We start from the raw sequence: 7,847 nt of genomic DNA, 5'->3' as shown, positions 1-7,847 counted from the left end.
GATGGGGATTTCACGGCTGAAACTGAAAAACACCTTGGGCTTGGCCATTGGTTCTTTGATTGCCGCCACTTCGTTCGGCGCTCTGGCACAAGGCCAAGGCGCAGTTGAAATCGAAGGCTTCGCCAAGAAAGAACAATTCGACAGCGCTCGTAACTTCAAGAACAACGGCAACCTGTTCGGCGGTTCGATCGGTTACTTCCTGACCGACGACGTTGAACTGCGTCTGGCCTACGACGAAGTGCACAACGTACGTTCCGACGACGGTCGTAACATCAAGGGTGCTAACACCGCTCTGGACGCTCTGTACCACTTCAACAACCCAGGCGACATGCTGCGTCCTTACGTATCGGCTGGTTTCTCCGATCAAAGCATCGGTCAGAACGGTTCGGGCGGTCGTAACCGTTCCACCTTCGCCAACGTTGGCGGCGGTGCAAAACTGTACTTCACCGACAACTTCTACGCCCGTGCTGGCGTTGAAGCTCAATACAACATCGACCAGGGCGACACCGAGTGGGCTCCAAGCGTCGGTATCGGTGTGAACTTCGGTGGCGGCTCCAAGCCTGCTGCTGCTCCAGTTCCAGCACCAGCTGAAGTCTGCTCCGACAGCGACAACGATGGCGTGTGCGACAACGTTGACAAGTGCCCGGACACCCCAGCCAACGTAACTGTTGACGCTGATGGCTGCCCAGCAGTTGCTGAAGTTGTTCGTGTTGAACTGGACGTGAAATTCGACTTCGACAAGTCGGTAGTCAAGCCTAACAGCTACGGCGACATCAAAAACCTCGCTGACTTCATGAAGCAGTACCCATCTACCAGCACTACTGTTGAAGGTCACACTGACTCCGTCGGTCCTGACGCTTACAACCAGAAACTGTCCGAGCGTCGTGCAAACGCCGTTAAGCAAGTTCTGACCAACCAGTACGGTGTTGAATCGACTCGCGTTCAGTCTGTTGGCTACGGCGAATCCCGCCCAGTTGCTGACAACAAAACTGACGCTGGCCGCGCTGTAAACCGTCGCGTAGAAGCGCAGGTTGAAGCTAACGCTAAGTAATTAGCGCGCAGCTCTGAAAAGCCCGGCTTAGGCCGGGCTTTTCTTTGTCTGCGATTTGGTGAGGGAGGTGAGTCAGGTGGATTCAGGCTGACTGATCAGCCGTCATCGCGGGCAAGTCGCGCTCCCACAGGGATTGAGTGCCGCATGCTGCAACAGCGCCAATCACCAGGATCGCCGGGCTTTTCAATTCAAAGCTACGGGCATCTTCTTCCATGGCCGTCAAATCGCTCCGACATTCCCGTTGGTGCGGCAGGGAAGCGTTTTCTATCATTGCCACCGGCGTATCCGCGGCCATTCCCCCGGCCAGCAGTTGCTCGCCAATCTCGCTCAGCTTCGCCACACCCATGTAGATCACCAACGTCGTGCCGCTTTGGGCCAGGGCTTGCCAGTTCAGGCTGCTGCCATCCTGAGTGTGGGCGGTGACCAGCGTCACACCCCGAGCAACGCCGCGCAGGGTCAATGGAATAGCGCATTGCGTCGCACCCGCCAGCCCGGCAGTGATGCCGTTGACCAGTTCGACTTCAACACCGCGCTCGCGCAGCCACTGCGCCTCTTCACCGCCGCGACCGAAGATGCACGGATCGCCGCCCTTGAGCCGCACCACGCATTTGCCGTGGCGGGCATAACGCAGCATCAGGCGATGAATGAAGGCTTGAGGCGTGGAGCGACAGCCGCCGCGTTTGCCCACGGCAATGATCCGCGCGCCGGGGCAGTGCTCCAGCACCGCGTCATTGACCAGATCGTCGATCAACACCACATCCGCTTCTCTCAACGCCCGAACAGCCTTGAGGGTCAGTAATTCAGGGTCGCCAGGGCCCGCACCCACCAGCCAGACTTTTGCGCTCATCGTATTTTCCTCACGAGATGACGGCGACCGGCTGCGCAGTGGCAGCCAGCAGACGTTTGATTTCCGGTACGCAGGAGCCGCATTGCGTGCCGCAGCCCAATTCTTGTTTCAAACCCTGTAAATCCAGGCCACGGCTAATGCCGGCGCAGACCGCGCCTTGACTGACGTTCTTGCAGTTGCACAGGGTTTTCGTGGCCGTGGCCGCTGTACCCGCGTTGCCCGGTGGCATGCTCAGCGGTGCCAGCAGCCAGCGCCGCAGTTGTTCGTCGACGCGGCCCTCAAGCCAGAGGTTTTGCAGCCAGTGCTGGGCGAGGGTTTCGCCGGCCAGGCGAATCACGGTGATCCGCCCGTTCTCGATCCGCACGCGTTTGCCGATGGAACGCCCCGGGTCGTCGTAGGCCAGTACCGGACCGTGGTTGAGCGCCAGGCATTGGTCGATATCACGCAGCAGTTGCGGATCAGGCGCGATCGCGCTGGCAGCGCGTATCAGCAGCGCAGGGCGTTCGCGGCCGATAAGGCTGAGGCTGGCGTAGGAAAACGCCTCACAGAGCGGTCGTAGCGTCTCGAAATGTTGTTGAACATTGCCTTCAACCAAGGCGAACAGCTGCCACGGCAGTTGCACAGGTTCAAGTCGCACGCCGCTGTGTTTGAGTTCCGGTTGTTTCGACAGCGGATCGAAGGCGGGCAGGGTGAGGGTGTTCACGCCGCCCTTGAGGAAACGGTCACCAAAATGCATCGGCATAAAGGCTTGGCCGGGCCGCACGCTGTCGTCGCTGGCGACCGGCACAATCACCGCGCCACGCCGACTTTTCAGGCTGACCAGATCGCCAGATTGCAAGCGATGCCGACGCAGTTCATCCGGGTGCAGGCTCAACACCGCCTCGCTGACATGACCGAACAGCTGCGCGGCGGTGCCAGTGCGGCTCATGCCGTGCCATTGATCGCGCAAGCGGCCGGTAATCAGCGTCAGCGGAAAGTGTGCGTCGCGCTGTTCCTTGGCCGCGCGATACGGATCGGCCACAAACTGAGCGCGTCCGCTGGCGGTCGGGAAAATTCCGTCGAGGTACAGCCGGGCAGTACCTTCGCTGGCGCCAGTGGGAAAGGGCCATTGTTGTGGACCGAGGCGGTCGATCAGCTCATGACTGATCCCGGACAGGTCCAGATCACGCCCGCGGGTCAGGTATTTGTATTCGTCGAAGACCTGCGCCGGCGTTTCAAAGGCAAACAGACTGTTTTGCCCAGGACGCAGCTGTTTTTCCAGGCGTTGTGCGAAGTCCGCCGTGATCGCCCAGTCGGCACGCGCTTCACCCGGTGCGACGATGGCCCGGCGGACGTGGGAAATACGCCGTTCAGAGTTGGTCACCGTGCCGTCCTTCTCGCCCCAACTGGCGGCGGGCAACAGCAGGTCGGCGAAGGCGGCGGTCTCGGTGGTGCGAAAGGCTTCCTGCAACACCACGAACGGGCAGGCCTCCAGGGCGGCGCGCACGGCGGTCTGGTCCGGCAACGATTGGGCGGGGTTGGTGCAGGCGATCCACAGGGCTTTGATTTTTCCGCTGCGAACCTGCTCAAACAACTCGATCGCGGTGAGCCCGGTGTTTTCCGGCAGTTGATCAACACCCCAGTAAGCCGCCACTTCCGCGCGATGCTCGGCATTGGCCGCTTCTCGATGGCCAGGCAGCAGGTTCGACAGGCTGCCGGTTTCCCGTCCACCCATGGCATTTGGCTGACCCGTCAGGGAGAAAGGTCCTGCGCCCGGCCGGCCGATTTGCCCGGTGGCCAGGTGCAGGTTGATCAGCGCGCTGTTTTTTGCGCTGCCGGATGTGGATTGGTTAAGCCCCATGCACCACAGCGACAGAAAACGCTTGGAGGTGCCGATCCATTTGGCGCATTCCTGTAATTGCTCGACCTCGATCCCACACAGCTGCGACACCATTGACGGCGTGTAATCGCGTACCAGATTTTTCAGTTCGGCCAGGCCTTCGGTGTGGGCTTTGATGAAGTCACGGTCGACCCAGTCTTCCCACAGCAGCAGGTGCAAAATCCCATGGAACAAGGCGACATCGGTCCCGGGAAGGATCGCGAGGTGCAGGTCAGCCAAATCGCAGGTGTCGGTACGACGTGGGTCAATGACGATGACTTTCATCTGCGGGCGGTGGGACCGGGCTTCTTCCAGGCGACGAAACAGCACCGGGTGGGCGTAGGCCATGTTGCTGCCGACGATCATCACGCAGTCGCTCAGTTCCAGGTCTTCGTAACTGCACGGCGGCGCATCGGCGCCCAGGCTGCGCTTGTAGCCGACCACCGCGGACGACATGCACAGCCGCGAATTGCTGTCGATGTTGTTGGTGCCCACCAGCGCTCGCGCCAGTTTGTTGAAGGCGTAATAGTCCTCGGTCAGCAGTTGCCCGGAAATGTAGAACGCCACGCTGTCCGGGCCGTGTTCGGCGATGGTTTGGGTGAAGACATTGGCCGCATGATCGAGAGCGGTGTCCCAGTCGGTGCGGCTGCGGGCCAAGCCTTTGCCCAGGCGCAATTCGGGGTACAACGCTCGCGCGGTCAAGTCGCCCGTCAGGTGCAGGGTCGAACCCTTGCTGCACAGCTTGCCGAAGTTGGCCGGGTGGCTCGGATCGCCATTGACGCCGAGGATGCGCTCGCCGTCATGCTCGATCAGCACGCCGCAGCCGACCCCGCAGTAGCAGCAGGTGGAAGCGGTGATCTGGTTCATCAGCTTGCTTCCCGGCCTTGGTGTCCTGCATCGCCGAGGGCCAGCCCCAGAAAAGAAGAGCTGCCAAACATCAGGTGATCGCGGATCTCGTCGATGGCGTGATTCTCACGGATCTGCCGGAAATACCAACCGCCATCTTCCGTATCGCCGTACAGGCAGGCGCCGACCAGCACGTCATCCTTGATCACCAGTTTTTTATAGATTCCGCCGATCGGGTCGGAGAGGGTGATGGTTTCAGTGCCTTCGCCGCCCATGAAGTCGCCAGCGGAAAACAGATCGATGCCGGTGACTTTCAGTTTGGTCGACGTCACCGAGCCCTTGTAGGTGGCGAAGCCCAGTTGGGCGAGGTGGTTGGCGCAGACCTTGGCTTGCTCGAACAGCGGCGCGACCAGGCCGTAGGCGGTGCCACGGTGGTTGGCGCATTCGCCAATCGCGTAGATCCGTGGGTCGTAGGTTTGCAGTGTGTCATTGACCAGAATCCCGCGATTGCAGGGGAGGCCGGATTTTTCCGCAAGGTCAGTGCTGGGGCGGATGCCAGCGGCCATGACCACCAGATCGGCGGGGATGATGTCGCCGTTCTTGAATTCAACCGAGCCGATCCGGCCATTACCGGCATCGTGCAGGGCCTGGGTCTGTTCGCTCAGACGAAAATGCAGGCCACGGGCTTCCAGGGCGGTTTGCAGGAGTTGACCACTGGTTTTGTCCAGCTGCCGCTCCAGCAACCACTCGCCAATGTGCACCACGGTGACGTGCATGCCGCGCAGCATCAGGCCGTTGGCGGCTTCCAGGCCGAGCAGGCCGCCACCGATCACCACCGCGTGCTTGTGGGTTTTCGCGGTGTTGATCATGGCTTGGGTGTCGGCGATGTCGCGATAGCCAATCACGCCCTGCAAGGTGTTGCCGGGGATCGGCAGGATGAACGGAGTCGAGCCGGTCGCGATCAGCAGGCGATCGTATTCCGCTTCGGTGCCGTCGTCGGCGATGACCCTGCGTTTGATCCGGTCGATCTCCACCACTTTGCGGTTGAGCAGCAATTTGATGTGGTTGTCCAGGTACCAGTCGAGGTCGTTCAGCACGATCTCTTCAAAGGTCTGCTCACCGGCCAGTACCGGCGACAGCAGGATGCGGTTGTAGTTGGTATGGGGTTCGGCGCCGAAGACCGTGATGTCGTACAGCTCGGTGCTCAGCTTGAGCAGTTCTTCCAGGGTACGAACCCCGGCCATGCCGTTGCCGATCATCACCAGTTTTAGTTTTTTCATCAGGTTCTCCGGGGAGCTCGGACCCGCCTCAGCAGGGCTGTCAGGTCTTGCTCGACAAATTTTGCGCAAACAAAAAAAGGCGTCCCGCTAGTTGCCTAGCGAGGACGCCTTTGTCCTGGTCCCGTTCTCTCGGGAAGCGCACCCTTCATCGTTGAAGGCTGGGCTTTATGTCTGTTGGGAGAGGTAATGCAGTGGTTGTGCCAGGTTCTTCAGATGCCCGAATTTGCTGGGGTTGGGTCGCGGTCTCAAACCGAGGTCTGTGATTTATTGCACCGAATCAAAGCGCATTGCCCATTAATGGAGCGCTACAACCAGCAGCACCAGGTTCACCAGCAACGACACGAGCGCCAATGTCCGCCAGACCTTCAACGGTTCGCGCTCCAGCAGCGGTCTGGGTCGCACGCTCAAACTGCGCCGCTCGCCTTGTTCCAACAGCAGCAACCATTCTTCCGCTGTTTCAAAGCGTTGACCCGGATCCGCCGCCACGGCGCGCTCCAGACTTTGCGCAATCCATTCCGGCAGGTCGGGTCGATAGCGACTGGCGCTGACAGGAACCCCGAACCGTGGGCGCTGGAAGGCTTCGATCTCGCCGTAGGGATAATGCCCGGTCAGCAAGAAATACAAGGTCACGCCAACGGCATACAAGTCCTGTTGCGGTGTCGGTGCATCACCGCGAAAGGCTTCCGGCGCGATATAGCTCGGCGTTCCGGGCAGGGCCGTCGGCTGATCCTCGGACAGGCCCGGACAGTAAGCGAGGCCGAAATCCAGCAGGCGCAACTCACCGTCATCCCCCAACAGCAAGTTCTCCGGCTTGATATCGCGATGGAGAATCTGCCGTCGATGCAGCATGCCGACGGCCTTAAGCAGACGCTCGGCCAAATCCTGCCATTGCGCCAGCGGCAGCGCTGCAACCCGTTCGTGCAACTCCGCCAGGGTCGATCCGGAATATTCACGCATCACGTAGTACAAATGCTGACGCTGACTGGCGGCATGGACTTCAGGGAAATGCCGTCCGGCCACGCGCTTGAGAAACCACTCCTCCGACAGCAATGCTTGCCCGGCCAAGTGATCGTCGCGCAGCGCCCCAGGCAAGGTTTTCAGCAGCCAGGGTTGTTGTTGGCTGTCGCGAACCCGATAAAGCAACGACTGCTGGCTCTGGCCGAGAATCCCTTCGACCTGCCAACCTTCGAACGTCTGGCCCGGTTTCAGCGCGGGCGGCAGCGGCCATTGCTGCAAATGAATCAGCGCATCGCCGATGCTCGTTTCACCGAGGGCATCGACTCGCACCAACAGAGCGCTGGCATTGTCCTGACTGCCGGCCAAGTGCGCTGCGCTGACCAGGGTTTGCGCAGCGCTGTGCAGGTCCGGTTGATCGCGCAGAATCGCCGCAATGGCGGTGTCGCCCAGAACAGCCCAGATGCCATCGCTGAGCAGCACGAAGCTCTCATCGAGGCGCAATTCACCGTCGAGAAAATCCAGGACTAAATGCTGATCGAGCCCCAGGGCACGCTTGAGCACGTGCTGCATGCCCGGCTGGTCCCAAACGTGATCCTCGCTGACTCGCTGCAACGTGTCGGCGTGCCAGCGATACACCCGGCAATCGCCGACATGGGCCAGGGTAAAACGCCTGCCGCGCATGACCAAAGCACTGACGGTGGTGAGCAACGGTTGCCCACCGCCATTGGCCTGCAACCAGCGATTTTGCGCCAGCAGCAGGCGATCCAGCGCCTGAGCGACACCCCAGGTTTCCGGGGTGGCGTAATAGTCCAGCGCCAAGGCCTGCAAGGTCGAACGGGCGGCGAGACCGCCGTCGGCGCACTGACTGACCCCATCGGCGATGGCGAACAGGTAACCCTTGCTCGCTGCCAGCGCCGGGGCCGGAGTGACCAGGCGCAGGGCGTCCTGATTTTCCTCGCGAGGGCCGATGGCACTCGCTTCGGCAAAACTCAGTTGCAGGCTCATTGA

Annotated in this window: 4 protein-coding genes and 1 pseudogene; 1 reads left to right on the top strand and 4 read right to left on the bottom strand. The window is 60.8% G+C overall.

Annotated elements, in window-relative coordinates:
- Positions 1-16 precede the first annotated feature (16 nt).
- Positions 17-1,051, top strand: coding sequence for an OmpA family protein (locus tag ACIQV9_RS10190; protein ID WP_403101029.1), 1,035 nt, complete (start codon positions 17-19; stop codon positions 1,049-1,051).
- An 82-nt stretch (positions 1,052-1,133) separates the two neighbouring features.
- On the opposite strand, the gene cobA is transcribed toward ACIQV9_RS10190, so the two are convergent.
- From cobA to ACIQV9_RS10170, 4 genes and pseudogenes are all read right to left on the bottom strand, one after another.
- Positions 1,134-1,898 carry a uroporphyrinogen-III C-methyltransferase gene (gene cobA, locus ACIQV9_RS10185; protein WP_403100718.1) on the bottom strand — a complete coding sequence of 255 codons (765 nt, stop codon included), beginning with the start codon at positions 1,896-1,898 and terminating at the stop codon, positions 1,134-1,136.
- A gap of 10 nt (positions 1,899-1,908) precedes the next feature.
- Positions 1,909-4,623 (bottom strand): molybdopterin-dependent oxidoreductase, encoded by a 2,715-nt coding sequence (locus ACIQV9_RS10180; protein ID WP_403100716.1) that lies wholly within the window; start codon positions 4,621-4,623, stop codon positions 1,909-1,911.
- 2 nt (positions 4,624-4,625) lie between these two features.
- A pseudogene (locus ACIQV9_RS10175) lies at positions 4,626-5,882 on the bottom strand (NAD(P)/FAD-dependent oxidoreductase); the annotation flags it as partial.
- Between the two features lie 294 nt (positions 5,883-6,176).
- On the bottom strand, positions 6,177-7,844 hold the full coding sequence (locus ACIQV9_RS10170; protein WP_403100713.1) for a protein kinase: 1,668 nt from the start codon (positions 7,842-7,844) through the stop codon (positions 6,177-6,179).
- Positions 7,845-7,847 lie beyond the last annotated feature (3 nt).

Source organism: Pseudomonas sp. NPDC099000, from assembly GCF_044759925.1.
GTDB lineage: Bacteria > Pseudomonadota > Gammaproteobacteria > Pseudomonadales > Pseudomonadaceae > Aquipseudomonas.
The sequence above is the reverse complement of the archived record's forward strand: the minus strand, read 5'-3'. Positions and strand labels throughout refer to the sequence as shown.

Coding starts and splice junctions, on each gene's coding strand:
- cobA (WP_403100718.1), bottom strand. CDS start 1,898: ATGAGCGCAAAAGTCTGGCTGGTGGGTGCGGGCCCTGGCGACCCTGAA.
- ACIQV9_RS10180 (WP_403100716.1), bottom strand. CDS start 4,623: ATGAACCAGATCACCGCTTCCACCTGCTGCTACTGCGGGGTCGGCTGC.
- ACIQV9_RS10170 (WP_403100713.1), bottom strand. CDS start 7,844: ATGAGCCTGCAACTGAGTTTTGCCGAAGCGAGTGCCATCGGCCCTCGC.